The following is a 26,674-nucleotide window of genomic DNA, read 5'->3' as shown; positions in this document are numbered from 1 at the left end:
GGAGGGACGGGTTGTTGTGTCGTCTCTTCGGTGGAGGTGCCGGGATGCCGTCGGTGATGGGGTTGCTGGAGGAGCGTGAACGCGTCGCTCGGCAGCGGGTGGATGCTCTCCAGGCCGAGCTGCGGGAAGCGGAGGCGGTGTGGGAGCGGTTCGTGATTGCCCGTGAGACGGTGGGTGAGGTTCTGGCGGAGCCTCGCGGAGGCGAGGACGTGGCGCCGGTCGTGGTGGCCGGCGAACGGCCGGTGCAGGTCAGGCAGGCGGTGCCCGGCTCAGTGGTGCCTCACTGGGAGGAAGGGCTCGCCCCGGCGGTTCTCGCGCCGGACTACCAGCGGATCATGGACGTGCTGGCCGGCGGGAACGGGATGCGCGGGGAGGCGATGGACTGTCGTCAACTCGCGGCAGGCCTCGGGCTGGAGCCGGTCCCGGCGAAGGTGGAAGGGGTGCGGTCGAAAGCCAAGCGGCTGGCCGCGCGGGGCTGGCTGGCTGAGGAACGTCCGGGGCTGTTCAGCGTGCCCGTCGGGCGAGGCGGCGGCTCATGACTGTGCTCATCGCCCACTTGATCACTGCCTCCGAGGTGTCGGTGCGCGTCTCGTAGTCGCGGGCCAGCCGGCGTGAGTGCATCAGCCACGCGAACGTGCGCTCCACCAGCCACCTCTTCGGCAGCACGATGAAACCGCTGGTGTCGTCGCTGCGTCTGACCACGGTCAGCGCGATCCGCCAGGCGTCGCGGGCGAGGTCGACCAGGCGCCCGGTGTAGCCGCCGTCGGCCCACACCCGCGTGATGCGCCAGTGCCGTTCACGCAGCCGGGCCAGGAGTGTCTGCCCCGCGTCCCGGTCGGTGACCGAGGCCGCGGTCACCGTCACGGCCAACAGCAGTCCGAGGGTGTCCACCACGATGTGCCGCTTGCGGCCGTTGACCTTCTTCCCGCCGTCGAAGCCCCTGGTCGCGCCCGGCACCGACGCGGCTGCCCTCACCGACTGCGCATCGATGACGCCGGCCGTCGGCTCCGGGTCCCGGCCCTCAGCCCGGCGGACCCGGTCGCGCAGCCGGTCGTGGAACTCGGCGGTCAGGCCCTTGTCCCGCCAGCGCCGGAAGAAGGCGTAGACGCGGTCCCACGCGGGAAAGTCCGCAGGCATCGCCCGCCAGGTGATACCGCCCGCGACCAGATAGCGCACCGCGTCGACCATCTGCCGGTGGCAATAGCTCTCCGGTTGCCCGCCACGGCCCTCCAGCCAGCCGGGAACCGGCATCGCCTCACGTACGACGGCCCACTCCGCGTCGCTCATGTCGGACGGATACTTCGGTCGCCTGTACGGCCGGTCCCTGGCGTTCCCGAACCGGTGTGCGAGGCAATCACACTCCAGGGAAGCTTGGTTGGACGCCATCGACGCCGGCACGGAAGACTGCAGCACCAGGGGCCTCCTGTTGCTCGGTTGGATTCGACACCCACGAGCTGTGCGGGAGGCCCCGCTTTCATGCCCGGTTGGCCACGAGATCACCCGACCGAGTCGACAACCTCGAACTCACGCCCACCAAGATCGATAGAGCAACAGCTTCTCAGCACCCTGACCAGCCGCAACAACCTCGCACTCGCCTACCAGGAGGCCGGAGACCTGGACCAAGCAATCCCCCTACTCAAAACCACCCTCACCCAATGCGAACAGACCCTCGGCCACACCCACCCCGACACCCTGGCCAGCCGCAACAACCTCGCAGGCGCCCACCGGTCGGCCGGAGACCTGGACCAAGCAATCCCCCTGTACGAAACCACCCTCACCCAGTACGAACAGACCCTGGGCCACACCCACCCCAACACCCTGATCAACCGCAACAACCTCGCAGCCGCCTACCAGGAGGCCGGAGACCTGGACCAAGCAATCCCCCTACTCAAAACCACCCTCACTCAATGCGAACAGGTCCTCGGCCACACCCACCCCGACACCCTGACCAGCCGCAACAACCTCGCAGGCGCCTACCGGGCAGCCGGAGACCTGGACCAAGCAATCCCCCTGTACGAAACCACCCTCACTCAATGCGAACAGGTCCTCGGCCACACCCACCCCGACACCCTGACCAGCCGCAACAACCTGGCAGCTGCCTACCGGGCAGCCGGACACCTGGACCAAGCAATCCCCCTGTACGAAACCACCCTCACTCAACGCGAACAGATCCTCGGCCGCACCCACCCCAACACCCTGACCAGCCGCAACAACCTCGCAGCCGCCTACCAGAAGGCCGGACACCTGGACCAAGCAATCCCCCTTTTCGAAGCCACCCTCGGGCAGTGCGAGCAAGTCCTCGGCCCCACGCATCCCACCACCGTGGTCATCCGCGACAACCTCGCCCACGCTCGCCAACAGCTCAGCCCCTGACCACAATCGAGCCCCGTCTCACCCTCCCGACGGCTCCTCACCACACGACAAGCGACCGCCCCGCTCCGAGGACACGCCCACACCGCCTCGCTCTTCTCCACAGCCGCCGTCAACGGCTGTATATCCGGATACTCAGGGCACCGCCGGCACACCGCTGCCCACAACGCCTCCGCCGCCCACCCCTGCACGTGATCAGCCACGTCGGCGAGCAGCATCGCCGACCGACCGTCCAACTCGGCTTACACTCCCTGCCCGGAGCCGTCGCCTCGCCCGTGGTGTCGTCGAGGGAGAGAAGGAGGATCTCCTCGCCGAGGGTCGTGGGCGGGGGGGACGGGGGCAGGGCTGGGAGTGGGCGCGGTCGACGTGGTCATGATCCGTACGACGCGGGCGGGAGGCCGGGCAGTTCCGCACACGGGACGTCGCCGGTTCCGAACAATCCGGTTGAGGCCGCCGCCCCCGCGCGCCCAGAATCCCCGCATGGACGACTTCCCCAGGCTCAGCCAACTCCCCTCCTCCCTCACCGAGTTGCAGGAGGCCGCCCGTGCCGCCGGGTTCACGATGTCGTGCGAACCCCGCACCGGCAGCCTGCTCGCCACCCTCGCCGCCACCCGCCCCGGCGGCCGGATCCTCGAACTCGGAACCGGCGTCGGCGAAGGCACCGCCTGGCTCCTCAGCGGTATGAACGAGACGGCGACGCTGGTCACCGTCGAACTCGACGACTCCGTGCAGGCCGTCGCCCGTGGGCAGTTCGGCGGCGACGAACGGGTCGGCTTCGTCACCGAGGACGGCGGCCGCTGGCTGGAGGAGTACGACGGCGCCCCCTTCGACCTGGTCTTCGCGGACACCTGGCCCGGCAAGTTCACCCACCTCGACGCCGCCCTGGCCCTCGTGGCGCCCGGCGGCGCGTACGTCGTGGACGACCTGATGCCCGTTCCCGGCTGGCCGGAGGGTCACGAGGCCGCGGTGACCGACCTGCTCGCCGTTCTGGAGGGGCGCTCCGACTTCCGGACGACCCGGCTGACCTGGTCGAGCGGCCTGCTGGTCGCCGTCCGGACCGGCGACGCCGCGGACACCTCGGCCTGACCGTCCGCACCCGCACCCGGAGCCGGAGCCGGACCCGGACCCGGACCCGCACCCGGACCCGGGTCCATCCCCAGCGCCGTACGCGCCGCCCGCACATGGTGCAGTCCCTCGACCGCCGTCCGTGTGACCTGCGCGTACTCGTCGGGTGTGCGGGCCCTGGTCAGCTGGGCGCGGGCGGTGCGGAGGCGTTCGGTGGCGTCGGTCAGGGACTCGGCCGCGCTGCCGCCCGCCCCGGCCTGCGCCCGTACGTCGATGCCGGCCAGGCTGCCGCCCAGCCGTACGACCCAGCGGTTGGCATCGGCCTCCGCGTCCAGGTCGGACGACGGACCGGGCTCGTCCACGGACCGCCGCCGCGCGACGATCGCGACCACCGCCCCGACGATCAGCAACACTGCCACCAGCACGGCCAGCTTCATGGCCTCCTCCAGCATTCCGACGTTCCGTCCTCGTACGGGCTCCAGCGGACCCCGACGGACCCCGCCGGACCCCAACGGGCTCGTACAGGCTCGTACGGGTTCCTCACCCTGTACGTCCCATCACACCCCCTGCCGCTGTGATCGTCCGTCGAGAAACCTGTGCGTCCCCTGATGACTTCCCCAGCGGGTACCCAAGACGGACACGAGCGCACGGCAGAGGCCCGGAAACCCAGGGGGAGGGGTTTCCGGGCCTCGCACCGAGCCGTACGTCGTTCGGCCGCTCACCGACGACGTACGCCCGTCGGGGTCAGCTCGCCGAGGCGGACTCCGACGCCGTGTCCGTCCCGCCCGGCTGGACGGAGTCGCCCGTGCCGGTGTTCGTGGCCTCCGGGTCGACGCCGACCGTGAGGGAGCCGACGACGCCCTTGGCGATGTCGCTCTTCTTGTACTTCAGCTTCAGCAGACCGCCCTGGACGCCGCTGCCGTCGTAGATCGTGTCGTCGTCGAGGGTCGTGCGCTCGGTCGTGGAGGTCGAGTACGGCTCGACCTCGGCGGACGCCAGGACGGACTCCTCGTCGAAGAAGAACTGGCCGGTGTGGCAGGTGGTGCCGCCCTCGTAACCGGCGTCCGTCCACTCGCCGTTGACGTGCACCTTGGTGTGGATGTGCACGCAGCGACCCCGGTACCAGCCCGGGAAGATCGTCTCGAAGGTGACGAAGCCCTGCTTGTCGGTCTTCCAGGTGCCCCGCAGATAGCGGGTGTCACTGGTCGGCTCCTCGTGCACGCCGCCGCCACCGCCGCCACCGGCCGGGGGCTCCCCGGTCGGGGCGCCGGACGGCACGTCCGTCGGGGTGCCGGAGGGGGCGTCGGTGGGGGCGGTGCCGCCGCCCTCGGAGAAGCTCTCGTAGCCCGAGTAGAGACCCAGCGCGTCGCAGTGCCAGATGTCGACGGCCGCGTCGCGGATCGGCTTGCAGGTCTCGGAGTCGATCACCTTGAGGCGGAGGGTGAGGGGGATGCCCTCCTTGTCCTCGGTGATGTCCCGGCGGAGCTTGTCGGCGTCGATGTAGTACGGACCCTCGGTGGTCTCCGAGGTGAGCTTGTAGCACTCCTCGGCGGCGCTCGCGCTCGTGGAGGCGAGGGGCTTCGCGCTCCCCTTCTTGTTCGTCCCCGCGCTCGCGGTCGCGACGACCGCTCCGCCCACGCCCACGGCGGCCACGGCGCCCGCGCCCGCCACGACGACCTTGCGGCGCGTCAGGTCCCGCTTGTGCTTCGGCCCCTGGGCCTTCTCGTTTCCGGTCTGGTTTCCCGTCATGGGCAGGAAATTAGGGAGTCAGGCTGTCAAAGCCGTAAGAAAGGACTGTGGTTCGCCATGTATTCCCATACGGAAGGAAAGGGGGCCCGAAATCGCCGTCCATTTCGGGCCCCCTTTCGGCAAAAACTCTGGATAGTCTTACCTTACGTGTGCTCTAACTCGCGGACGGCGACGCCGAGGTGCTCGGCCGCGGCGGCGTCCCCGTCCCCTCGTTGGTCGCCTCCGGGTCCACGCCCACCGTGAGGGAGGCCCGGACACCCTGGGAGATGTCCCGCTCGTCGTAACGGAGCTTCAGCAGGCCGCCCTGGGCGCCGCTGCCGTCGTAGAGAAAGTCCTCGTCGAGCGTCGTGCGGTCGGCGGTGTTGGACGCGTACGGCTCCACGACCGCGGAGGCGAGAACGGACTCCTCGTCGAAGAAGAACTGTCCGGTGTGGCAGGTGTTCCCGCCCTCATAGCCCGCGTCCGTCCACTCGCCGTTGACATGGACCTTCGTGTGGATGTGCACACAGCGGCCCGTGTACCAGCCCGGAAAGACGGTCTTGAAGGTGACGAACCCCTGCCGGTCCGTGCGCCAGGTACCGCGCAGGTAGCGGGTGTCGTCCGTCGGCTCCTGGTGTCCACCGCCCGGGGGCGGGCCGGAGGGGTCGCCACTCGGGGGCGGGCCGGTGGGGGCCGGGCCGCCATCGCCGTTGCCCACGTCCTCGTAGCCGGAGTAGACGCCGACCGCGTCGCAGTGCCAGATGTCGACGGCCGCGTCGCGGATCGGCCGGCATGTCTCGGAGTCGATCACCTTGAGGCGGAGCAGGAGCGGGATGCCCTCACGGTCCTCGGTGACGTCCCGGCGGAGCTTGTCCGCGTCGATGTAGTACGGACCCTCCATGGTCTCCGACGTCAGCAGGTAGCACTCCTCCGGGAGGGGAGCGCGACCGCCGGGTTCCTCTCTCTGCTCGTCGGCGACGGCGTTCGCCGCCATGGCACCGCCCAGACCCACCGCCGCGACGACACCGACGCCCGCCACGACGACCTTGCGGCGCGTCACATCCCGCGAGTCCGTCACATGCTCCCTTCCGGCCGGCTCCTGGGGCTGCTGTTCTTGTTGATTCGCTGTCATGCGCCGGGAAGTTAGATAGGAACCCTGTCAGCGAGCTGAGAAAACGATGCCTTTTCCCCACGCACGGAAAAGGGTCCTGAAATCGACGGACGACTTCAGGACCCTTTTCACCGACAAGCCAAGAAAGGCTTGCCTTACTTCATTGTTCGCCTCATTGCCTACTTCGGCTGCGGCTTCCGCACCGACAGGTGCAGCTCGCGCAGCCGGGTCTCGTCCAGCTCGGTCGGCGCGCCCATCATGAGGTCCTGGGCGTTGCCGTTGAGCGGGAAGGCGATGGTCTCGCGGATGTTGGGCTCGTCCGCGAGGAGCATGACGATGCGGTCGACACCCGGCGCGATACCGCCGTGCGGCGGGGCGCCGAAGCGGAACGCGCGCAGCATGCCCGCGAACTGCTCCTCGACGGTGTCACGGTCGTAGCCCGCGATCTCGAAGGCCTTGAGCATGATCTCGGGCTCGTGGTTCCGGATCGCGCCGGAGGACAGCTCGACGCCGTTGCAGACGATGTCGTACTGCCAGCCGAGGATGTCCAGCGGGTCCTGGGTCTCCAGGGCCTCCAGGCCGCCCTGCGGCATCGAGAACGGGTTGTGCGAGAAGTCGATCTTCCCGGTGTCCTCGTCCTTCTCGTACATCGGGAAGTCGACGATCCAGCAGAACCGGAAGACGCCCTCCTCGAAGTGCCCGGCACGCTTGGCGGCCTCGACCCGCACAGCGCCCATGATCTTCGAGACGTCCTCGAACTCGCCCGCGCCGAAGAACACCGCATGGCCGGCGGCCAGCGACAGACGCTTCGTCAGCTCGGCGACGTTCTCCTCGGTGAGGAACTTGGCGATCGGGCCGGACAGCGAACCGTCCTCGGCGACCCGCACCCAGGCCAGGCCCTTCGCGCCCTGCTCGATCGCGTACTCGCCGAGCTGGTCGAAGAACTTGCGCGGCTGGGAGGAGACGTCCGGCACGGCGAGCGCGCGCACGTGCTTGCCGGCGAACGCCTTGAACTCCGAGCCCTCGAAGACGTCGGTGATGTCCACCAGCTCCAGCTGGGCCCGCAGGTCCGGCTTGTCGGAGCCGTACTTGAGCATCGCCTCGCGGAACGGGATGCGCGGGAAGGGGGAGGTGACGTGCCGACCCTTGCCGAACTCCTCGAACAGCTCGGTCATGAGCTTCTCGATGGGCTGGAACACGTCCTCCTGCTCGACGAAGGACATCTCCACGTCGAGCTGGTAGAACTCGCCCGGCGAACGGTCCGCGCGCGCGTCCTCGTCACGGAAGCAGGGCGCGATCTGGAAGTACCGGTCGAAGCCCGAGATCATCAGCAGCTGCTTGAACTGCTGCGGAGCCTGGGGGAGGGCGTAGAACTTGCCCGGGTTGAGGCGCGACGGCACGACGAAGTCGCGGGCGCCCTCCGGGGAGGTGGCGGACAGGATCGGCGTAGCCATCTCGTTGAACCCGAGGGCCGTCATCTTGTGACGGATGGCGCTGATCACGGCCGTACGCAGCATGATGTTGCGGTGCATGCGCTCGCGGCGCAGGTCGAGGAAGCGGTACTCCAGCCGCCGCTCCTCGTTGACCCCGTCCTCGGCGTTGATCGTGAAGGGGAGCGGGGCGGCCGCGCCGAGCAGCTCGACCTCGCCGACCTCGACCTCGATCTCGCCGGAGGGCAGGTCCGGGTTGATGTTCTCGGAGCCTCGCGAGACGACCTTGCCGTCGACACGGACGGTCGACTCCTTGGAGATCTTGTCCAGCGCCTCGTACGCCGGGGTGCCCGGACGGGCCACCAGCTGCGTGATGCCGTAGTGATCCCGGAGATCGATGAAGAGGATGCCGCCCAGGTCGCGCCGATTGTGCAGCCAGCCGCTCAGCCGGACGTCGGTGCCGACGTCAGAGGCGCGGAGCTCGCCGCAGGTGTGGGACCTGTACCGATGCATCGTCGTTCATCCAGCCTTCGCTGATCGGGGATCTGGCGGGTGTCTCACGGCCGGTGGTGTCTCACGGCCGGTGTTTCACGTGAAACAACCCCAAGCGTACCGGGCACCCCGAGATCGCCTCCCCACCATTTACCGCTGGGCGGCAGGGCCCCGACCCCGCGGCCGCCGCCGCACTGACCGGATACGCACGGTCATAGCCATGGGCAGGACCGTAAGCGGTTACTGTCGCTAGCGTCGATTGCCGTCACCTCCGTCGCCGCCGGTCGTGGTTACTTGTCATGGCCTCCGGTACCGCTCGGTGCCCGGAACGGCTTCGGTGGCACGGTCCGATCAGCTGTTCTTAGAGTGGGTCAATGCGCACTGGTGAGCCCCCGCCCACCGTGGGGGACGTCCTGTCCGCCCTCGCGACGGGACTGTGGACCTGGGACAGCGCTGCCGGAACCGTCACGTTGGACGCCGAAGCCGCCCGGCTCATGGGTCTGCCCGCGGAACCGACGACGCTCACCCAGGCCGGGGCGCGCTCGCGCCTGCACCCCGTCGACTGGAACGAGATCGTCTCGGTCGTGCAGCTCGCCGTCGCCGAGGACACCCTCGCCGAGGTACGGATCCGGGTCATGGACGACCGGGGCCGGGTGATCCGCACGATTCGCAGCCGTTCCAAACCGACCTTCGACCCGGTCCGCAAGTCCTTCGAGCTGATCGGCACCATCCAGGAGGTCACCGAGCCCTCGCCGGAGACCGCCGCCCGCGCCCCGTCCGTCACCGGCGACTGGCGGCGCTCGCGCGAGGCGTTCCTGCTGGACGCGGGCCGGGCGCTGGCCGAGGCGCGGTCCACCGCGGAGGTGCTGCGGGTCGCGGCGGGCCTGGCGATGCCCGGCTTCTCACCGGACGGACTCGCGGTCTTCGGTGTGGAGGCCGACCGGCTCACCGTCATCGGACACCACGGGCACAACCAGGGCGACGAGGGCCCCTTCACCCATATGCCGCTAGAGACGGACTACCCGGCCGCCGAGGTGGTCCGCACCGGCCGCGCCGTCTACCTCTCCTCCCCCGAGGACTACAAGGCGCGCTACCCCACGGCCTGGCCGCTCGCCGAACAGTTCGGCCGACAGTCCTGGGCGTTCCTGCCGCTGACCGTCGCCGGCCGCACGATGGGCGCGTGGATGGCGGGCTTCACCCACCCCGTCACCTTCACCCCCGACGAGCGCTCGGTGCTGACCACCGTCGCCCGCATGCTCGCCCAGGCCCTCTCCCGCGCGGGCGCCGCCGAGACGGAACGCGAGCTGACCGACGGCCTCCAGCGCACGATGCTGCCCACGCTGGGCCCCGAGATACCCGGGATGAGCGTCGCCGCGCGCTACGTCCCCACCGGGGGCGGACTCCAGGTCGGCGGCGACTGGTACGACATGATCGCCCTGCCGAGCGGCCGGTTCGCCCTGGTCATCGGCGACGTCCAGGGCCACGACGTACGCGCCGCCGGCCTCATGGGCCAGCTCCGCATAGCCCTGCGCGCCTACGCCTCCGAGGGCCACCGCCCCGACGCCGTCCTCTCCCGCGCCTCGCGCTTCCTGCACGGCATCACCAACACCGACGAGGACGCGTACGCCGACCTGCGCTTCGCGACCTGCCTCTACGTCGAGGTCGACCCGGTGTCAGGCGTCCTCGACATCGCCCGTGCCGGGCACCCCGACCCGGTGGTCCGCATGGCCGACGGCACGGTCCTCGTCCGCCCGACCCCGGGCGGCCTCCCCCTCGGCATCGACCCCGACGCCGACTACCCCACCACCCGCCTGGTCCTCGAACCCGGCGAAACCATGCTCCTGTGCACCGACGGCCTCATCGAAACCGGCGGCCACGACCTCGACACGGGCTGGCGCCGCATCCGCACGATCCTGGAGTCCTTCGACGCGAGACCGTACGAGGGCGAGGGGGAGCACGAGGGCGCGGACGAGGGGGACGGGGGGCCGGAGGCGGGCCGTGTGGGTGCGGAACGGCTGATTGCGGAACGGCTGAGTACGGACCGGCTGAGTACGGAGGGTCGCGAGGTCGGTGGGCTCGACGACGGTGGGCTGATCGTCGAGGGCAGGTACGGCGACGGGCGGAGTGCCGGTGGCCAGGGTGCCGATGGCCGGGGTGCCCTTGGCCAGGGTGCCGATGGCCGGGGTGCCCTTGGCCAGGGTGCCGATGGCCGGGGTGCCCTTGGCCAGGGTGCCGGTGGCCGGGGTGTCGATGGCCGGGGTGTCGATGGCCGGGGTGTCGATGGCCGGGGTGTCGATGGCCGGGGTGTCGATGGCCGGGGTGTCGATGGCCGGGGTGTCGATGGCCGGGGTGCCCTTGGCCGAGGTGTCGATGGCCTGAGGCGGGGCGGGCACCGAACCGGCGGCGACGAAGCACGTGGTCCTGAGCCGGTTCGCGTGGAAACGAGTCACCTGGGACCGGGTACGCCCGCGGCGGGCGCCCCGGAGCCTGCTGCCCTCACGCCGCACCGCCCGGAACCCAGCGGAGCCACGCCGAGCCAACCGGAGCGCGCCGCCCCCACGCCGACCCCCCAGGTGGCCGGTGACCCCACGCCGGGCCACCCGGAGCACGACGACCGTATCCCGGCCCACCCGGAACCCACTGGCCTCGCGCCGAGGCGGCCTCAGCCGGCCCCCCTCGTATCGGCTCGGCTGGAGGCGGTCGGTCTGGCGCCGGGGAGGCTGGAGGCGTTGGCCGACGCGCTCGTCCAGGGCGTGCACGGCCCCTCCTCGCACCACACGCCCGGCCCGCTCGCCGACCGGCGGGAGGACGACATAGCGATGCTGTTGCTGTGCCGGGAGAGCGAGGGCTGCGGCTGCGGCGACACCACCGCCGTACGGCCGCCCGTCCGCCGCACCGCCCTGACCATCGCCCAGGCGGAGCCCGAACGCATAGCCGGCGCCCGCCAGCAGGTGCGCGAACTCCTTCACGACTGGAGCTGCGGCGACCAGGTCGACTCCGCCGTGCTTCTCGTCTCCGAGATGCTCACGAACGTGCTCGTCCACACGGACGCCGACGCCCTCCTCGTGGCCGAGATGACCGGCGACGGCGGCAAACGCCGGATGCGCATCGAGGTCACCGACGCCAGCGACGACCTCCCCCACAAGCGCCACCCCGGCGAACTCGCCTCGTCCGGCCGCGGCCTCGTCCTGATGGACATGCTCGCGGACGCCTGGGGCGTGGACCCCCGCGGCGAGGGCAAGAGCATCTGGTTCGAGCTGTACGAGACGGCACCACCGGACGGTGCCGGCGCGAACGGGGGATCGACGAGATAGGACGGCCAACCGCTCAAGCGGCGTCGGATCGTGCCCCGTCAGGGCCGCGGGGAACCGCGCGACCAGCTCCCACACGGCGACAGCGCCCGGACCGTGTCCACAGCCCGACGGGAGTCCCGCAGAATCGATGCATCGGTCCCCTAACGGGTGAACATCCTTGCTAAAGACATGAGTTACACCCCCGCTTGCCTAGCTTCCGGAGCGGAGGTGATGCTCGATGTACGAGCAGAACAACACGCCGCCGAAAGAAACGACGGCACACCAGGACGCGATCGACATCAACGACTTCGTCTTCGCGGCTACGGGCGCGCGACTTCGGAGGCTCACACTGCCGGACGGGACGCACTGGTTCCCGGCGGTGGACGTGGCGGGGAACCTCGGCTACGCCAACACACGAGATGCCGTGCGCAACATGGTTTCGCAACAACATGTAACTACGCTCGGTGATATTGCGCGAAGCGTCGATCAGAGCGACGCAACGCGCAATATCGCAGGTCACGGGCTACGCAGAACCATGAAGATGGTGAACCTGCAGGGCCTCGTCCAACTCGTCAACGGATGCACGAAGCCCGAGTCCCACCCCTTCAAGACCTGGGTCTCCGAAGTCATCGTCACCATCCAGCGCGACGGCTCCTACGCCCTCGAACCGGCCCCCGTACAACCCGCCCCCACCGGCGGCACGGCCTACGCCATGCCCCGGCAAGTTGCCGATGCCATCGTGCGGCTCGAAGAGCGGAACATCCGGGCGGACGAGATGCTGACGGCGTTCCAGGAGGAGCGGAACGACCTCCTGCGCCTGATCAGTCGCAGCCAGAGCATCATGGCCGACGCCCTGCAGGACATCGCCACAAGCATCAGGCACCCCACCGACCACCCCCGCCCCACCCCGGAACCGGAGTTGACCCCCCAGGCCCTCCTCGCCACCTGGAAGGCGAAGAACCTCGTGGTCACCGAGGACATCCACGCGGTCGCGGCCTACCTCGCCCCTGCGCTGGTACGCGGCGAGGCCCGTTACCGTATGGAGGAGATCTCCACCCGTACAGGGTTGCCCCGGGAACGCGTCAACGACTGCCTGAGGATGCTACTCAAGCGCGGATGCGTACGGCAGGCGGGCTGCGCTCCGGACGGGGCGCAGGTGTACGTCCTTCCGTAGCCCCCACCCCCCAACCCCCGCAGCCCCGCAGCCCCGCAGCCCCGCAGCCCCGCAGCGGAATCCACACAGGACAGGCCCGAAGTCGCAAATCGAAGTTGCGGCTTCGGGCCTCGTCCTACCGTATCTGAACTCAACTACCCCTGGACGGCGAACGCAGCACAAGCACCACCCCCGCCACGACCACCCACACCCCCATCAGCGGCGCGGTGAGCCACGCGCTGAACGGCCCCGCCAGGCACAGCACCGCGATGACGAACGCGAACCAGCCGAGCCAGGCCGGCAACGCCCCCGTCGTGACGGAGACCCGCCACACCGCGAACAGCAGGACGGCCGCGGCGGCCATGGCCGCGATGAACCCGGCGTAGGAGACGTCCATCAGCAGCATGGCCACCATCGCCGTCTGCGGCCCCACCAGGAACGTCTCCGTGTGGTTGGCGGACAGCGCGTAGATGGCACCGGTGATCGTCGCGATCATCACGAGCACGACGAACGCGGTCCCGCCGACGAGCACCAGGGAGGACCGGGCCCCGGCCAGGCGCGCCAGCGCCGCCAGGAACCAGAAGAAGAGCAGGGTCGCGGCCAGCATCACCAGGCTCATGGCCTCGGTGAGGTCGAGGTTGCCGCTGTCGCGGTAGAAGGTGACCGTGTCCCGGAGGCCGTCCGCACCCGTGTAGTCCGGGCTGTTGCCGTAGCTCACGAGCAGCGCGACGAGCATCAGTACGCCGGACGCGATCCCGGCGATCCCGGGCCACAGGTTTCTTCGAGGGGCCTCGTCCGCGTCGAGCTGGGGCGCCATCTGCGACGTCGGTGTCGGAATCGTCATGCCGGCCTCCCACGTGACGAGACTCACGCGAGGGTCCCGAATCAGGACTCTTCTCCAGTATGCGCGGTATGGGGGATACGCACCTCGCCGCCTCACCGTCTCGCCGGAGCGCCCGTCCGATCAGAGCCGCTCGTACACGAGCAGTCGCCGCCCGCGCACCGCCTCGTCCGCCACCACGGTGAAGTACTCCCTCAGCACCGCGGCCTTCGTCCTGTCCCGTCCCCCCGACAGCGGCCGGGCCACACCGGGCGCGTCGGTGATCAACAGGATGCGCCGCTGAGCCAGCATCGCGGTCCGGATCCGGGCCGGATCCGCCTCCACCCCCTTCAGCGTCCCGGAGGCGACGGGGCTCTGGGCCAGCGCGATGTCCCGTAACCCCGCGAAGTCGTCGGGGGAGACCAGCGCGGTGTCGCGCCGGGCCGACGGCGCGAAGAGCACCGCGTCACCGGGCTGCTTCAGGCGTCGTACGTGCACGGCGGTCGCCAGGACGTCGTCGACCCGGCTGGCGGGGGACCGCTTGGCCAGCGACTGCGGCAACAGCGCCGCCACCGCGACGGCGACCAGCACCGGGACGAGCCACGGCGACGCCCTCGGGAACCCCGGCCGGACGGCCCGGACCGCCGCGCCCAGGGCCGCCCCGATCAGAAGGGCCAGACCCAGCATGCTGAACAGGACATAGCGGTCCAGGAACAGGGGGCGGATCAGGGAGAGGCCGAGCAGACCGAGCTGCGGCACCACCAACAGCGGCAGTCCGACCGCCGCCACCGACACTCGCCCCGTCCGCGGCCGGTCCAGCAGGGCCCCGAGACAGCCGATCGCCAGCAGGACCGCGGGGCCGATCAGCATGTGCCAGGTCAGCGGCGGTATCCAGGACACCTGGCCGGACTGCTGCCGGCTGAACAGGATCAACGGCAGGACCCCCGCCACGCCGACCGCGGAGGCCGTCGCCCAGCGCACCCACACCGCTCGCGGTGCCCGCGCCCACGCCAGGGTCGCCGCGTGCGCGGGCACGATCAGCAACGACAGCCAGTTCAGCAGCCCGCACACCAGGATCGCGCCCCCGTACGCCGCCCAGTGCGCCCCTCGGCCACCCCGCTCCCGCTGGAGCACGGTCACCAGCAGCAGGGTCGAGATTCCCGCGCCCGCCGCTATCAGCGCATAGGGGCGGCCCTCCTGGAGATGGAACTGCACGGCCGGCAGCAGCCCGAACACCAGTCCGCCCCCCAGGCCCGCCCAGGCCCCGGCCAGCCGGCTGCCGATGACCGTCACACAGGCGGCCGCCACCGCCATGGCCAGCACCGAGGGCAGCCGCAGGGTCGTCGTGCCGGGTCCGAAGCACGCGAAGAGGCCGTGCATCAGCAGGTAGTAGAACCCATGTACGACATCGACCTGCCCCAGCATGTGCCAGATGTCGGCGGCCGACCGCCGTGCCACCTGCCAGGTCGCGGCCTCGTCCCGCCACACGCTGTACTCCCGCGACAGCCCCCACAGGCCGAGAGCGAGGGTCCACACCACCGGAACCGACCAGATCGGAAGGCGCCGCACCACGGCCACAACCGCCGAGCAGGCAGCGATGACGGCCACGCGGAATCTCAGGAGTGACAGCGCATTCGTACTCAAGCGAACGGAGAATGGTCGACCGGACGGCGATATCCGCGATACCCGCAATATTCGCGACACCGTTGATTTCGGCGATATCGGTGATGTCGGCGATATTCGCTGTCGTCAGGCACGCTGCGCATGAGTTCTCTCCCCGTTTCCCCGTTCATGCGGCGGGGCAGCGGGCACGCCGAACCACGCCCTGGCCGCAGGCCAACGCGGGATCTGAGTGCTGTCTCCCCCGAGAGCCACCCGTCTCGGAAGTCAGCCGAGTGGGTGGACACGCCAGAATGTACGCGGCGGAAACAAAGCCGATCCAGTCATCTCCGGGTGGGCATGATCACCCGGAAGACAGTGAACCCGGAGAACTCCCCGCAGCCCGATTGGGGAAGATGCACCGCATTTATCGCCTTTGGTGGCGCCCCCTGTCGAGTGCGGAAAAGCCCGGAAAGAAAGCCCCGTCCACATGTGGACGGGGCTTTCTTTCCGGGCTTCGCAGGTCTACAGCCCCTCGGAGGTCATCCCGTGAACCGCCGGGATCGTCCCCAGCCGCCCCTTCTGGAAGTCCTCGAACGCCTGCTGCAGCTCGTCGCGGGTGTTCATGACGAACGGACCGTAGTGGGCCATGGGCTCACGGATCGGCTGTCCGCCGAGAAGCACGATCTCCAGGTCGGGCGCGTCGGAGTCCTGCTGCTCGTCCGCGCGGAAGGTGATCGAGGAACCCGCTCCGAAGACGGCCGTCTGGCCGAGGTGGATCGGACGCCGGTCCGCACCGACGGTGCCGCGCCCACCGAGGACGTACGCGAGGGCGTTGAAGTCCTCGCGCCACGGCAGGGTGATCTCCGCGCCCGGCGCGACGGTCGCGTGGAGCAGGGTGATCGGGGTGTGGGTGATACCCGGCCCCTCGTGGCCGTCCAGCTCACCGGCGATGACGCGGAGGAGCGCGCCGCCGTCGGGCGTGGTGAGGAGCTGGACCTGGCCGCCGCGGATGTCCTGGTACTTCGGGGCCATCATCTTGTCCCGGGCCGGGAGGTTCACCCACAGCTGGATGCCATGGAAGAGACCGCCGGACATGACGAGGGACTCCGGCGGCGCCTCGATGTGGAGGAGGCCCGAGCCGGCCGTCATCCACTGGGTGTCGCCGTTGGTGATGGTGCCGCCACCGCCGTGGCTGTCCTGGTGGTCGAAGATCCCGTCGATGATGTAGGTGACGGTCTCGAAGCCGCGGTGGGGGTGCCAGGGGGTGCCCTTCGGCTCTCCCGGCGCGTAGTCCACCTCGCCCATCTGGTCCATCATGATGAACGGGTCGAGGTGGCGGTAGTTGATCCCGGCGAACGCACGGCGGACCGGGAAGCCCTCGCCCTCGAAACCACTGGGCGCGGTCGTCACGGTGAGCACCGGACGGGCCACCGCGTCGGTCGGTGCGGCGACACGGGGCAGGGTCAGCGGGTTCTCGACGGTCACTGCGGGCATGTCGGTACCTCCTTGTGCGCTCAGTTTAGTTGATTGTTGAACTTTCTGCCAGCCCTAACAGCGCACGGACCGCATCTCATTCCCGCCCGGCCGTAGGCGTCTCATTCCGCTCCGGGCCAGGGGAACAGGGCCACCACTCCCACGACCACGAACACCACCCCGGCCGCCATCGCCCCCCCCGACCAGCACGACGAGCAGCCACGTCCCGGCCAGTCGCGCCGCCGTCCCGCGTCCGGCCATGTCGTCCTCCGGATCCTCGGAGCCGTAGACGATCTCGACCCGCTCGGCACCCCCGGCCCTGCGCGCTGCGCGGCGCGGCGGCCTTCCCCTTCACCCCCCAGCCGTCCATCACCGCCCAGACCCCGATCCCAGCCACCACGGAGCCCAGCGGCCACCGGGCCCAGCAGCCACCGGGCGAGCGGCGTCACCCTGTCGGCGAACCACAGCACGAGCGGCGCCAGCAGACAGACGGCCGGACGGACGGACGGACGGCCGGACGGCAGCCCCGCCGCGACCCGGTGCCCCCGGCTCGGCGACCACGCCACGGCCTCACCGCCTCCTCCGACACCAGCCCCAGCCCCAGCCCCGCCCCGTCGACACGACACGCGGCCCCTCGGCGTCCCGCACGGGTAGCGCCCGGCCCGCCCGGCTCATGGCCGCCGCGCACTCCCGGAGCATCGGGAGCGCTGCGGACCCGACGCGCATACGTCACAGGAGGAGGGAGCCACGGCGGTCAGCACGACGGTCAGCCCCTGATCCCGAGGACCGCCCACCCCCCACCCGTTCGACCGCCGCCACCCCCACCCGCTCGACCGCCGCCACGGGCACCCCCCGACACGTCCGCCCCCGATCCAGCAACAGCACCCCGGCCTCCAGCCGGGCAACAGAACGCCGCCGGCCATGCAGGACCAGCGGCGATGTGTCGATCTCGGTCACCGGTCACCGTAGGGGACCCATGGACCGGAAGAAACGCTTCAGCAAGCCTCTACGGGGCAGCGACCCCCAGGGGGCGCGGGGAACTGCGCGAGCAACCACACACCACCCGCACCCCGCGACGAACCGCACCCCACCGAACCGCACCCCACCGAGCCGAACCCAGACCCTGCTGAAGCCGGACCCTGCCGAAGCCGGACCCTGCTGAACCGGCGGAACTATCCGTACATCCGCCGCATCGCGAACTCCACCATCTGCTCCACGGCCTTCGCGTCGAACACCATCCGGTGCTCCCCCTCCATGTCGAGGACGAAGCCGTACCCGGTCGGCAGCAGATCGATCACCTCCGCACCGGTGATCACGAAGTACTTGGACTCCTTGCCGGCGTACCGGCGCAGCTCCTTGAGCGAGGTGAACATGGGGATCACCGGCTGCTGGGTGTTGTGCAGCGCGAGGAACCCGGGGTTGTCGCCGCGCGGGCAGTACACCTTGGACGTCGCGAAGACCTGCTGGAAGTCCTCCGCGGCCATCTGACCGGTGGTGAAGGCGCGGACCCCGTCCGCGAGGGAGGGCGGGGACGGCTCCGGGTACAGCGGTTGCTGCTGCCCGTAACCGCCCCCCATCTGGCCGCCGGGCATCTGCCCGGGCATCTGCTGCTGCGGCGGCGGGGCGTACTGCTGCTGAGGGCCGGCGCTCTGGTCGTAGCCGTACATGCGGCAAAGCGTAACGAGTCACAGATGACCCGCTCGGGGTTGCTTCTTATTACTGATGGGTAGCATCATCGACACAGAAGCTACTTGTTGGTACGTGAACTAGCGCGAGGAGCCAGTGCCTCGCCGATCTCTCTTACGGAGCCGTCGCCATGGGGCACTACAAGTCGAATCTCCGCGACATCGAGTTCAACCTCTTCGAGGTCCTCGGGCGCGACAAGCTGTACGGCACCGGCCCGTTCGCGGAGATGGACACGGACACCGCCAAGAGCATCCTGGAGGAGCTGGCCCGTCTCGCGGAGAACGAGCTGGCGGAGTCCTTCACGGACGCCGACCGCAACCCGCCGGTCTTCGACCCGGAGACGAACACCGCTCCGGTACCGGCCACCTTCAAGAAGAGCTACAAGGCCTTCATGGACTCCGAGTACTGGCGGCTCGGCCTCCCCGAGGAGATCGGCGGCACCACCTCGCCGCGCTCCCTGATCTGGGCGTACGCGGAGCTGCTGCTCGGCGCGAACCCGGCCGTGTGGATGTACGCCTCCGGCCCGGCGTTCGCCGGCATCCTCTACGACGAGGGCAACGACGTACAGAAGAAGATCGCCCAGATCGCGGTCGACAGGACCTGGGGCTCCACCATGGTGCTCACCGAGCCGGACGCCGGTTCGGACGTCGGCGCCGGCCGCACCAAGGCGGTCCAGCAGGAGGACGGCTCCTGGCACATCGAGGGCGTCAAGCGCTTCATCACCTCCGGTGAGCACGACATGGAGGAGAACATCCTCCACTACGTCCTCGCCCGCCCCGAGGGCCACGGCCCCGGCACCAAGGGCCTGTCCCTCTTCCTCGTCCCGAAGTACCTCTTCGACTTCGAGACCGGCGAGCTGGGCGAGCGCAACGGCGTCTACGCCACGAACGTCGAGCACAAGATGGGCCTCAAGGCCTCCAACACCTGCGAGATGACCTTCGGCGACCGCCACCCGGCCAAGGGCTGGCTGATCGGCGACAAGCACGACGGCATCCGCCAGATGTTCCGCATCATCGAGTTCGCCCGCATGATGGTCGGCACGAAGGCGATCTCCACCCTCTCGACGGGCTACCTGAACGCCCTGGAGTACGCCAAGGAGCGCGTCCAGGGCCCCGACCTGGCGAACTTCATGGACAAGACCGCCCCCAAGGTCACCATCACGCACCACCCCGACGTCCGCCGCTCGCTGATGACGCAGAAGGCGTACGCGGAGGGCATGCGCGCGCTGGTCCTCTACACGGCCTCCATCCAGGACGAGATCCAGGTCAAGGAGGCGGCGGGCGAGGACATCTCCGCCCTGGAGGCCCTGAACGACCTGCTCCTGCCGATCGTCAAGGGCTACGGCTCCGAGAAGGGCTACGAGCAGCTCGCCCAGTCGCTGCAGACCTTCGGCGGCTCCGGCTTCCTGCAGGAGTACCCGATCGAGCAGTACATCCGCGACGCCAAGATCGACACCCTGTACGAGGGCACCACCGCGATCCAGGGCCAGGACTTCTTCTTCCGGAAGATCGTCCGCAACCAGGGCGCCGCGCTGAACACCCTCGCCGAGGAGATCAAGAAGTTCCTGGCGCTCGGCGAGGGCGGCGAGCAGCTGGCCGGCGCCCGCGAGCACCTCGCCAAGGCCGCCGTCGAGCTGGAGGCCATCGTCGGCCTCCTCCTCACCGACCTCGCCGCCACCGAGCAGGACGTCAAGAACATCTACAAGGTGGGCCTCAACACCACCCGCCTGCTGATGGCCTCCGGTGACGTCGTCGTCGGCTACCTGCTCCTCAAGGGCGCCGTCGTCGCCGCCGAGAAGCTGGAGAACGCCTCGGCGAAGGCTGTGTCCGCCAAGGATGAGGCCTTCTACACCGGCAAGATCGCGGCGGCGAAGTTCTTCGCGGCCAACGTCCTGCCGGGCGTCACCCTCGCCCGCAAGATCTCCGAGGGCGTCGACCTGGACCTGATGGATCTGGACGAGGCGGCGTTCTAGACAGCCCCTCCCCGGCCGCACCCCGGTCGTGGCGCCGGACGGACCCTGCCCGTCCGTCCGGCGCCCTTTCCTCCACACGCTCACTACGAGGGCCCGCTCCCGTCCCCAGGGAGTGGGCCCTCGTACGTCGTTAAGGTGAACCCATGCGCACACCCCCACGCTTCGATCGCGGCCACACCGACGACCTCATGACCTTCCTGGCGAGCAGCCCGTCCCCGTACCACGCGGTGGCGAGCGCCGCCGAACGGCTGGAGAAGGCAGGCTTCAGGCAGGTCTCGGAGACCGACGCGTGGGACGGCTCGCTCGGCGGCAGGTACGTGCTGCGCGGCGGCGCGATCATCGCCTGGTACGTGCCGGAGGGGGCCCGACCCCACACCCCCTTCCGTATCGTCGGCGCCCACACCGACTCCCCCAATCTGCGGGTCAAGCCCCGCCCCGACAGCGGCGCGCACGGCTGGCGCCAGATCGCCGTCGAGATCTACGGCGGCCCGCTGCTCAACTCCTGGCTCGACCGTGACCTCGGCATCGCCGGCCGGCTCTCCCTGCGCGACGGCACCAGCCGCCTCGTCAACGTCGACAGACCTCTCCTGCGCGTCCCCCAACTCGCCATCCACCTCGACCGTACGGTCACCTCCGAGGGCCTCAAGCTCGACAAGCAGCGTCACCTCCAGCCCGTCTGGGGCCTCGGCGACGACGTCCGCGACGGCGACCTGATCGCCTTCCTGGAGGAGGAGTCGGGCCTCCCCCAGGGCGAGGTCACCGGCTGGGACCTGATGACCCACTCCGTCGAGCCCCCCGCGTACCTGGGCCGCGACAAGGAGCTGCTCGCCGGTCCCCGCATGGACAACCTCCTCTCCGTGCACGCCGGCACGGCCGCACTCGCCTCGGTCGCCGCCTCCGGTGACGAACTCCCGTACATCCCCGTCCTCGCCGCCTTCGACCACGAGGAGAACGGCTCCCAGTCCGACACCGGCGCGGACGGTCCGCTGCTCGGCGGGGTGCTGGAGCGCTCGGTCTTCTCGCGCGGCGGCTCCTACGAGGACCGGGCGCGCGCCTTCGCCGGCACGGTCTGTCTCTCCTCCGACACCGGGCACGCCGTCCACCCCAACTACGCGGAGCGCCACGACCCGACGCACCACCCCCGCGCGGACGCCGGCCCGCTCCTCAAGGTCAACGTCAACAACCGCTACGCCACGGACGGTTCGGGCCGCGCCGTCTTCGCCGCCGCCTGCGAGAAGGCCGGCGTGCCGTTCCAGACGTTCGTCTCCAACAACTCCATGCCCTGCGGCACCACCATCGGCCCCATCACCGCCGCCCGCCACGGCATCCGCACCGTCGACATCGGCGTCGCCATCCTCTCGATGCACAGCGCCCGCGAGCTGTGCGGCGCGAAGGACCCCTACCTCCTGGCGAACGCTCTGGTGGGCTTCCTGGAGGGCTGAGCCCGCCGCCCGTGCCCTCAACGGCTGTTACGGACGGGCCTGTCCGGGTACCCGATGTCGACCGGTAGGACCGAACGACCGGAACGACCGGCCGACCCAACCGGACACTGGGAGGAACACTCATGGGCCTGGGCGGGTGCATCATTCTGATCGCCGTGGGAGCCATTCTCACGTTCGCCACCGACTGGGACATGCAGGGGGTCAACCTCGACCTGGTCGGCATCATCTTCATGATCGTCGGACTCATCGGAGTCGCGACGTTCAGCAGCATCGCCAAGCGGAAGCGGGTCGTGGTGCCTCCCACGGCTCCGGTCGTCGACGAGAACGGCCAGCAGCGGGGTGGGTACCAGGGGTACTAGGACACGGAGGCCGGCGCCACCGGCTGGCCGAGGAGCGGAAGCCCCCGTGTCCCTAGAGGCCCTCGTCCATCCCCGCCGGCACCAGCGGCAGCCGGTCCGTCCCGCCCTCCGTGAGCCGGACCGGCACGCCCCGGTCCTGCTGGTGGACGTGGCAGGCCGGATGCACCTCGGCCTCCACGGCGGCGCCGGTGGACGCGGTGTCCTCGCAGGAGGCCGCCATCGCCGAGACGTGGAGCACGCCCTCGGCTATGGACGGGTCGAGTTCGAGCGCGCGGGACAGGGCCGTGTCCGCGCCCCCGCCCCCGCCCCGGAGCAGCAGCTCGGGCGGGGTGGCGGAGACGCCCGTGTTCAACCAGCTGCCCTTCCCGATCAGCTCAGGGGCGCGGACACGGACGCGGCGGGGTGCCGGGTGCTCGGTCGTGGAATCGCTCATGGATCAAGAGTGCCACTTGCCGACGGCCCGCTCGCGAGCCTGTGGACAACCTCGCGCACGGCCTGTGGAAAACTCTTGCTGCGCTGCGCTGCGCAGTGCCACCGGCCGGTCAGCTCAGCGCATGCCCCGTGGTCGCGTCCACATGGTCCGGGATCTCGTCATGCCGGTCGCCGACGGTACTCGTACCGCTCGGTTCGATGACGAGGATGGCGGCGCGGGACGGGGCGTACGGCTTGTGCTCGACCCCTCGTGGGACGGTGAAGACCGAGCCCTGAGGCAGGACGACCGTGCGTTCCCCCTCCGGTTCGCGCAGGCCGATGTGCAGTTCGCCCTCGAAGACCAGGAAGAACTCGTCGGTGTTCTCATGGACGTGCCAGAGGTGGTCGCCCTCGACCTTGGCCACGCGGACGTCGTAGTCGTTGACGGTGGTGACGATGCGGGGGCTCCACAGGGCGTCGAAAGAAGACAGCGCCTTGGCCAGGGAGATGGGTGCCGTGGGTTCCATGAACTCATCGTCGGTGTGCGCACACCACCGTGCGAGTGCTAGGAATCGCACATGTCGAAAGGATCCTCGCAGCACCCTCTGCCGAGTCCGCATCGCGTCGTGGTGGTCGTCGACGAGGCCACCAACCCCTTCGAAGTGGGCGTGGCGACCGAGTTGTTCGGGCTGCCGCGGCCCGAACTGGGGCTGCCCGCACCGCTGTACGAGGTGACGCTGTGCACGCCCGGGGCCCGGGTCCGGATGAACCACGGGTTCTTCACCATGACCGGGGTGGCGGGGCTCGACGCCGTCGACGACGCCGACACCCTCGTCGTACCGGGCCGACCGGACAACGTCGTGCCGCGCGGGGCCGCCGTGCTCGACGCCATCCGGCGCACCCACGCGCGCGGGGCGCGGATCGTGAGCTTCTGCACCGGCACCTTCGCGCTGGCGGAGGCCGGGGTGCTCGACGGCCGTCGGGCCACCACCCACTGGCGCTGGGCGGAGACATTCCAGCAGCTGCATCCGAAGGTCCGGCTGGAACCGGACGTGCTCTACGTCGACGAGGGCGACCTGCTGAGCTCGGCCGGCAGCGCGGCCTCGCTCGACCTGGGGCTGCACATCTGGCGCCGGGACCACGGCGCGGAGCTCGCCAACGCGGTGAGCCGACGGCTGGTGTTCGCGGCTCATCGCGACGGTGGGCAGCAGCAGTTCGTGGAGCGGCCCGTTCCGCACATCCCGGACGAGTCCCTCGGACCCGTGCTGGCCTGGGCCCAGAAGCGCCTCGCCGCCCCACTCACGGTCTCGGACCTCGCCACCCGCGCGGCCGTCTCGCCCGCCACCCTGCACCGCCGCTTCCGCAGCCAGCTCGGCACGACGCCTTTGGCCTGGCTCATCGGGGAGCGCGTGACCCTGGCCCGACGACTCATCGAACGCGGTGAGGAGCGTCTCGACGTGGTCGCCGAGCGCAGCGGTCTCGGGACCGCCGCGAACCTCCGCGCGCGCCTGCGCCAGGAGACCGGGCTGAGCCCTTCGGCCTACAGGCGACGTTTCGGAGCGGGCGCGGGGGAACGCCTGTAGACATGAGATTCCTCGTACGCGACCGGCTCCTCGGCATCGGTGACGACTACTGGATCGAGGACGAGCACGGCACAAAGGCCTTCCTCGTCGACGGCAAGGCCATGCGGCTGCGGGACACCTTCGAGCTGAGAGACACCCAGGGGCGGGTACTGATCGACATCCGCCGCAAGATGTTCGCACTGCGCGACACGATGGTGATCGAACGGGACGGTCACCCTCTCGCCACCGTCCGCCGCAAGCGCCTGTCCCTGCTCCGCAACCACTACCGCGTCGCTCTCACGGAGGGCACCGAACTCGACGTCAGCGGCAAGATCCTCGACCGTGAGTTCGTCATCGAGTACGACGGCGAACTCCTCGCGCACATCTCCCGCAGATGGCTGCGCGTCCGTGAGACCTACGGCCTCGACGTCGTACGTGACGACGCGGACCCGGCCCTGCTGATCGCCGTCACGGTGTGCGTGATCAACCTGGCGGAGAAGGAGCGGGACGACTGAGACCACTCGTCAGGCCGCCGGACGCCCTACGAAGATCCCGATGAGAACGCGGTCGTCCTGCTCGGCGAGCGGCAGGGCCCCGGTGGCGCCACCCACCGGCCCGACCCTAGGGGCGGGTGTTCGAGCGGGTGGGGGCGTGGCGCCCATCGCCTCCACCCGGTTCGGGCGTGGGACCGCACTGACTGGCGGCGATCCTGAGGACCTCCGCCAGGGACTCGACCGGACGGCGGGCGATCCAGCGCAGTTGGTCGGCCGTGAGGCATGCGCCGTGGTCGACCATCGGGCCGCGCGAGGCCCAGGACGACGGCCGCCGATTCGAGTTCCCGCCGCCTGTCGGGCGTTCGCGGCTCGTCGGTCACAGCACCGCCCTTCGCCGTACGGGCAGGTCCACCGGCTGATCCCCGGGCAGGTCCGCGGGCAGGTCGAACCACACCGCCTTGCCCACCGGGTGCGTCGGGCCGCCGTACGGGATGTCCGGGCCGTGCCCCCAGCGGCCCTCGGTGAGGGCGTCCACCAGATACAGCCCCCGGCCGCCGCCCCGCTCCCAGGTCTCAGTCGTCAGTTCCCTTATCACCGGCGGGTTTTCGTCCCCGTCGTACACCACCACCCGCAGTCGCCCCTCCTCCACCGCCAGCCACAGCACGGTGCCGTCACCGCCCTTCGCGTGCACGCAGGCGTTGGTGACGAGTTCGGAGGCGCAGAGGACCGCGTCGTCGACCAGGGTCCGGTCCAGGCGCAGCGCGTGAAGGACGGTGGCGACGAAGTCGCGGGCGATGTGGGGGGAGGTTTCGAGGGGTGGGCAGATGAGGGTGTACGAGGGCATGGGGCATCAACTCCGGTGGAGGTGAGGGGGTTGCACGCGCCTGTCCGTCCGCGTTGCTGTCCGGCGCCCCGGTGTCGATGACCGGGGTGGCACTTCCAACGGGAGCTGGGCGTGCAGGAGTTGCGAATGAGTGACCTTATGGGCACTCTCCGTGAGGTACGTTACGACCATAGCGCCTCAACTTGAGGTACCTCAACAATTCCCGATAAGTCAGCATCAACGACAAGGAGCACGGCATGGCATCGAGGCCCAACCCCACGGCACGTCAGCAGCGATTGGGGACTGAGATAAGGAAGTTGCGCGAGGCCGCAGGCGTGTCGAACCGGGACGCCGCCGCATTCCTGAACACGAGTCCGACCCAGGTCAGCCACATCGAAGCCGGTCGGTTCGGCATCAGCGAGGAGCGGTTGCGCAGGCTCGTCGGCCTGTACGCCTGCACCAACACCCAACTCGTGGACGCACTGGCCGAAATGGCGAATGACCGCATGAACAAGGGCTGGTGGGAGGAGTACCGCGGGCTTCTGCCTCCCCCGGCCCTCGACCTTGCCGAGTTGGAGCACCACGCGTCGTACGTCCGGGCCTTCGAGATGGTGCACATCCCAGGCGTTCTCCAGACGGAGGAGCACGTATACGCGGCCTCGGTCTTCACGGAACCGAACCGCCCGATGGACCAGCGCGAAGTCCACGTCTCGTTCCGGATGCGCCGCCGACAAGTCCTCGCTACGGGCACGCCGTACGACGTGATCATCCATGAAGCCGCCCTGCGCATGCGCGTCGGCGGCTCCAAAGTGGCCCGCGCCCAGCTTGAGCACCTTCTCAAGGCAGCCGCCAGCGAGACGGTCAGCCTTCGCGTCATCCCCTTCGCGGCCGAAGGCTTTGCGGGGGCCGGGCTCCCCATGCAGTACGTCGGAGGGATCGTGCCCCAACTCGACACCGTTCAGATCGACACGCTGCACGGTGCAGAATTCATCGAGGCCCCGGTGCGACTGAGCCGCTACCTAGCCCTCTTCGAGAGCATCGACAGCGCGGCCCTCCCGGAGGATGCTTCCCTTGACCTCATCCACCGCATCTCCCAGGAACTGTGAAGGTATCTCGTGTCTGAAACCCTCCACTGGCAGAAGTCGTCGTACTCCGCCGGCGGCGCCGACACCAACTGCCTGGAGATAGCCACCGCCCCCACCCCCTGGCAAAAGTCGTCGTTCTCCGGAGGCGGCGAGGACACGTCCTGCCTGGAGATATCCACCACCCTCCACCTACGCGAGAGCGACACCCCCGCCACCATCCTGTCGCCCTCGGCCACTGCCCTCCACGCGCTCCTCAGCACGCTGCGGAACGGGTCCCGAACCTCACTGGAGGGCTGAGCGGCA

General features: G+C 69.7%; 22 protein-coding genes and 1 pseudogene. 12 read left to right on the top strand and 11 right to left on the bottom strand.

Annotated features, from left to right (window positions below):
- Nucleotides 1-44: 44 nt before the first annotated feature.
- Nucleotides 45-539 carry a hypothetical protein gene (locus tag OG272_RS25445; RefSeq protein WP_179201440.1) on the top strand — a complete coding sequence of 165 codons (495 nt, stop codon included), beginning with the start codon at nt 45-47 and terminating at the stop codon, nt 537-539.
- Here the strand turns inward: OG272_RS25445 and OG272_RS25440 are convergent.
- Complete coding sequence (locus OG272_RS25440; protein WP_086753550.1) at nt 505-1,287, bottom strand: IS5 family transposase; 783 nt, start codon at nt 1,285-1,287, stop codon at nt 505-507. The two genes, OG272_RS25445 and OG272_RS25440, sit on opposite strands and share 35 nt — an antisense overlap.
- Before the next feature lie 189 nt (nt 1,288-1,476).
- Here OG272_RS25440 and OG272_RS25435 point away from each other — a divergent pair, with 189 nt between their 5' ends.
- Together OG272_RS25435 and OG272_RS25430 are read left to right on the top strand one after the other, a co-directional pair.
- Nucleotides 1,477-2,373 (top strand): tetratricopeptide repeat protein, encoded by an 897-nt coding sequence (locus tag OG272_RS25435; RefSeq protein WP_405894936.1) that lies wholly within the window; start codon nt 1,477-1,479, stop codon nt 2,371-2,373.
- Nucleotides 2,374-2,850: 477 nt separating this feature from the next.
- Nucleotides 2,851-3,456 carry a class I SAM-dependent methyltransferase gene (locus OG272_RS25430; protein ID WP_327728748.1) on the top strand — a complete coding sequence of 202 codons (606 nt, stop codon included), beginning with the start codon at nt 2,851-2,853 and terminating at the stop codon, nt 3,454-3,456.
- A 723-nt stretch (nt 3,457-4,179) separates the two neighbouring features.
- Here OG272_RS25430 and OG272_RS25425 read toward each other — a convergent pair.
- The 3 genes from OG272_RS25425 to aspS form a co-directional block, all read right to left on the bottom strand.
- Complete coding sequence (locus OG272_RS25425; protein WP_327728749.1) at nt 4,180-5,184, bottom strand: dioxygenase; 1,005 nt, start codon at nt 5,182-5,184, stop codon at nt 4,180-4,182.
- A gap of 154 nt (nt 5,185-5,338) precedes the next feature.
- A complete protein-coding gene (locus tag OG272_RS25420; RefSeq protein WP_405894934.1) occupies nt 5,339-6,295 on the bottom strand; it encodes an intradiol ring-cleavage dioxygenase in 957 nt (318 codons plus the stop codon).
- A gap of 158 nt (nt 6,296-6,453) precedes the next feature.
- A complete protein-coding gene (gene aspS / locus OG272_RS25415; RefSeq protein WP_326580462.1) occupies nt 6,454-8,217 on the bottom strand; it encodes an aspartate--tRNA ligase in 1,764 nt (587 codons plus the stop codon).
- A gap of 353 nt (nt 8,218-8,570) precedes the next feature.
- Between aspS and OG272_RS25410 the strand changes: the two genes are divergently transcribed.
- Together OG272_RS25410 and OG272_RS25405 are read left to right on the top strand one after the other, a co-directional pair.
- Complete coding sequence (locus OG272_RS25410; RefSeq protein WP_405894932.1) at nt 8,571-11,510, top strand: SpoIIE family protein phosphatase; 2,940 nt, start codon at nt 8,571-8,573, stop codon at nt 11,508-11,510.
- Between the two features lie 217 nt (nt 11,511-11,727).
- The gene (locus tag OG272_RS25405) at nt 11,728-12,663 is read left to right on the top strand and encodes a BRO family protein (RefSeq protein ID WP_327728751.1); all 936 of its coding nucleotides are present in this window, start codon (nt 11,728-11,730) and stop codon (nt 12,661-12,663) included.
- 130 nt (nt 12,664-12,793) lie between these two features.
- On the opposite strand, the gene OG272_RS25400 is transcribed toward OG272_RS25405, so the two are convergent.
- From OG272_RS25400 to OG272_RS25385, 4 genes are all read right to left on the bottom strand, one after another.
- Complete coding sequence (locus OG272_RS25400) at nt 12,794-13,486, bottom strand: hypothetical protein (RefSeq protein WP_326580468.1); 693 nt, start codon at nt 13,484-13,486, stop codon at nt 12,794-12,796.
- 120 nt (nt 13,487-13,606) lie between these two features.
- Complete coding sequence (locus OG272_RS25395; protein WP_405896073.1) at nt 13,607-15,061, bottom strand: hypothetical protein; 1,455 nt, start codon at nt 15,059-15,061, stop codon at nt 13,607-13,609.
- Nucleotides 15,062-15,586: 525 nt separating this feature from the next.
- Nucleotides 15,587-16,558: a pirin family protein gene (locus OG272_RS25390; protein ID WP_327728753.1), complete on the bottom strand. Its 972-nt coding sequence runs from the start codon at nt 16,556-16,558 to the stop codon at nt 15,587-15,589.
- Between the two features lie 1,151 nt (nt 16,559-17,709).
- Nucleotides 17,710-18,204 (bottom strand): SseB family protein, encoded by a 495-nt coding sequence (locus tag OG272_RS25385; RefSeq protein WP_327728755.1) that lies wholly within the window; start codon nt 18,202-18,204, stop codon nt 17,710-17,712.
- A gap of 149 nt (nt 18,205-18,353) precedes the next feature.
- On the opposite strand from OG272_RS25385, the gene OG272_RS25380 reads away from it, so the two are divergent.
- The 3 genes from OG272_RS25380 (at nt 18,354) to OG272_RS25370 (ending at nt 21,996) form a co-directional block, all read left to right on the top strand.
- Nucleotides 18,354-20,195 carry an acyl-CoA dehydrogenase gene (locus OG272_RS25380; RefSeq protein ID WP_405894930.1) on the top strand — a complete coding sequence of 614 codons (1,842 nt, stop codon included), beginning with the start codon at nt 18,354-18,356 and terminating at the stop codon, nt 20,193-20,195.
- Nucleotides 20,196-20,338: 143 nt separating this feature from the next.
- Nucleotides 20,339-21,637 (top strand): M18 family aminopeptidase, encoded by a 1,299-nt coding sequence (locus OG272_RS25375; protein ID WP_327728757.1) that lies wholly within the window; start codon nt 20,339-20,341, stop codon nt 21,635-21,637.
- A 122-nt stretch (nt 21,638-21,759) separates the two neighbouring features.
- Entirely contained in the window at nt 21,760-21,996 is a 237-nt protein-coding gene (locus OG272_RS25370) for a DUF6458 family protein (protein ID WP_327728758.1), read from the top strand.
- 52 nt (nt 21,997-22,048) lie between these two features.
- On the opposite strand, the pseudogene OG272_RS25365 reads toward OG272_RS25370, so the two are convergent.
- Nucleotides 22,049-22,336, bottom strand: a pseudogene (locus tag OG272_RS25365) (alkyl hydroperoxide reductase); the annotation flags it as partial.
- A gap of 202 nt (nt 22,337-22,538) precedes the next feature.
- Entirely contained in the window at nt 22,539-22,934 is a 396-nt protein-coding gene (locus OG272_RS25360; RefSeq protein WP_326580482.1) for a cupin domain-containing protein, read from the bottom strand.
- Between the two features lie 51 nt (nt 22,935-22,985).
- Between OG272_RS25360 and OG272_RS25355 the strand changes: the two genes are divergently transcribed.
- Both OG272_RS25355 and OG272_RS25350 read left to right on the top strand, forming a co-directional pair.
- Nucleotides 22,986-23,990 carry a helix-turn-helix domain-containing protein gene (locus OG272_RS25355; RefSeq protein ID WP_326580484.1) on the top strand — a complete coding sequence of 335 codons (1,005 nt, stop codon included), beginning with the start codon at nt 22,986-22,988 and terminating at the stop codon, nt 23,988-23,990.
- Nucleotides 23,991-23,992: 2 nt separating this feature from the next.
- Nucleotides 23,993-24,484: an LURP-one-related family protein gene (locus OG272_RS25350; RefSeq protein ID WP_326580486.1), complete on the top strand. Its 492-nt coding sequence runs from the start codon at nt 23,993-23,995 to the stop codon at nt 24,482-24,484.
- A 355-nt stretch (nt 24,485-24,839) separates the two neighbouring features.
- Here OG272_RS25350 and OG272_RS25345 read toward each other — a convergent pair whose 3' ends face one another.
- Nucleotides 24,840-25,307: an ATP-binding protein gene (locus OG272_RS25345; protein ID WP_327728760.1), complete on the bottom strand. Its 468-nt coding sequence runs from the start codon at nt 25,305-25,307 to the stop codon at nt 24,840-24,842.
- Between the two features lie 236 nt (nt 25,308-25,543).
- On the opposite strand from OG272_RS25345, the gene OG272_RS25340 reads away from it, so the two are divergent.
- Together OG272_RS25340 and OG272_RS25335 are read left to right on the top strand one after the other, a co-directional pair.
- Nucleotides 25,544-26,392 carry a helix-turn-helix transcriptional regulator gene (locus tag OG272_RS25340; protein ID WP_327728761.1) on the top strand — a complete coding sequence of 283 codons (849 nt, stop codon included), beginning with the start codon at nt 25,544-25,546 and terminating at the stop codon, nt 26,390-26,392.
- 9 nt (nt 26,393-26,401) lie between these two features.
- Entirely contained in the window at nt 26,402-26,668 is a 267-nt protein-coding gene (locus tag OG272_RS25335; protein ID WP_327728762.1) for a DUF397 domain-containing protein, read from the top strand.
- Nucleotides 26,669-26,674 lie beyond the last annotated feature (6 nt).

The sequence above is a fragment of the Streptomyces sp. NBC_00104 genome, assembly GCF_045160825.1.
In the GTDB taxonomy this organism is placed as follows: domain Bacteria; phylum Actinomycetota; class Actinomycetes; order Streptomycetales; family Streptomycetaceae; genus Streptomyces.
This window is presented reverse-complemented; position numbering and strand designations above follow the sequence as displayed.

Excerpts from the sequence above, each read along its gene's own strand:
- OG272_RS25445 (WP_179201440.1), top strand. The coding sequence starts at position 45 with ATGCCGTCGGTGATGGGGTTGCTGGAGGAGCGTGAACGCGTCGCTCGG.
- OG272_RS25440 (WP_086753550.1), bottom strand. The coding sequence starts at position 1,287 with ATGAGCGACGCGGAGTGGGCCGTCGTACGTGAGGCGATGCCGGTTCCC.
- OG272_RS25435 (WP_405894936.1), top strand. The coding sequence starts at position 1,477 with ATGCCCGGTTGGCCACGAGATCACCCGACCGAGTCGACAACCTCGAAC.
- OG272_RS25430 (WP_327728748.1), top strand. The coding sequence starts at position 2,851 with ATGGACGACTTCCCCAGGCTCAGCCAACTCCCCTCCTCCCTCACCGAG.
- OG272_RS25425 (WP_327728749.1), bottom strand. The coding sequence starts at position 5,184 with ATGACGGGAAACCAGACCGGAAACGAGAAGGCCCAGGGGCCGAAGCAC.
- OG272_RS25420 (WP_405894934.1), bottom strand. The coding sequence starts at position 6,295 with ATGACAGCGAATCAACAAGAACAGCAGCCCCAGGAGCCGGCCGGAAGG.
- aspS (WP_326580462.1), bottom strand. The coding sequence starts at position 8,217 with ATGCATCGGTACAGGTCCCACACCTGCGGCGAGCTCCGCGCCTCTGAC.
- OG272_RS25410 (WP_405894932.1), top strand. The coding sequence starts at position 8,571 with ATGCGCACTGGTGAGCCCCCGCCCACCGTGGGGGACGTCCTGTCCGCC.
- OG272_RS25405 (WP_327728751.1), top strand. The coding sequence starts at position 11,728 with ATGTACGAGCAGAACAACACGCCGCCGAAAGAAACGACGGCACACCAG.
- OG272_RS25400 (WP_326580468.1), bottom strand. The coding sequence starts at position 13,486 with ATGACGATTCCGACACCGACGTCGCAGATGGCGCCCCAGCTCGACGCG.
- OG272_RS25390 (WP_327728753.1), bottom strand. The coding sequence starts at position 16,558 with ATGCCCGCAGTGACCGTCGAGAACCCGCTGACCCTGCCCCGTGTCGCC.
- OG272_RS25385 (WP_327728755.1), bottom strand. The coding sequence starts at position 18,204 with ATGTACGGCTACGACCAGAGCGCCGGCCCTCAGCAGCAGTACGCCCCG.
- OG272_RS25380 (WP_405894930.1), top strand. The coding sequence starts at position 18,354 with ATGGGGCACTACAAGTCGAATCTCCGCGACATCGAGTTCAACCTCTTC.
- OG272_RS25375 (WP_327728757.1), top strand. The coding sequence starts at position 20,339 with ATGCGCACACCCCCACGCTTCGATCGCGGCCACACCGACGACCTCATG.
- OG272_RS25370 (WP_327728758.1), top strand. The coding sequence starts at position 21,760 with ATGGGCCTGGGCGGGTGCATCATTCTGATCGCCGTGGGAGCCATTCTC.
- OG272_RS25360 (WP_326580482.1), bottom strand. The coding sequence starts at position 22,934 with ATGGAACCCACGGCACCCATCTCCCTGGCCAAGGCGCTGTCTTCTTTC.
- OG272_RS25355 (WP_326580484.1), top strand. The coding sequence starts at position 22,986 with ATGTCGAAAGGATCCTCGCAGCACCCTCTGCCGAGTCCGCATCGCGTC.
- OG272_RS25350 (WP_326580486.1), top strand. The coding sequence starts at position 23,993 with ATGAGATTCCTCGTACGCGACCGGCTCCTCGGCATCGGTGACGACTAC.
- OG272_RS25345 (WP_327728760.1), bottom strand. The coding sequence starts at position 25,307 with ATGCCCTCGTACACCCTCATCTGCCCACCCCTCGAAACCTCCCCCCAC.
- OG272_RS25340 (WP_327728761.1), top strand. The coding sequence starts at position 25,544 with ATGGCATCGAGGCCCAACCCCACGGCACGTCAGCAGCGATTGGGGACT.